Source organism: Shewanella electrica (genome assembly GCF_022321485.1).
In the GTDB taxonomy this organism is placed as follows: Bacteria; Pseudomonadota; Gammaproteobacteria; order Enterobacterales; family Shewanellaceae; genus Shewanella; species Shewanella electrica.
On the sequence record NZ_JAKOGG010000385.1, the window covers coordinates 1 to 263 of the forward strand.

The 263-nt window shown below is 73.8% G+C and carries 1 protein-coding gene; it reads left to right on the plus strand.

The features are described from left to right. Positions 1-81 precede the first annotated feature (81 nt). Positions 82-263 (plus strand): EF-hand domain-containing protein (locus L9G74_RS24280; protein ID WP_238898692.1); only part of this gene is annotated, 182 nt, incomplete at its 3' end.

Here is a 263-nt window from a genome sequence, read left to right on the forward strand (position 1 = left end):
GGAGGGGGTGGGGTGGCGTCGCCGACGCCGGCGAAGGTGGAGGGCGGCGGAGGAGGAGGAGGAGGGGGGCCGGGGATGCCGATGGCGGAGCTGGAGCAGGTGTTCCGGCGGTACGACGCGAACGGCGACGGGAAGATCTCGGCGGAGGAGCTGGCGTCCGTGCTGCGGGCACTGGGGGCGCCCCTCGGTCCCGGCGAGGTGCGGCGCATGATGGACGAGATGGACTCCGACCGCGACGGCTTCGTCGACCTCTCCGAGTTCGC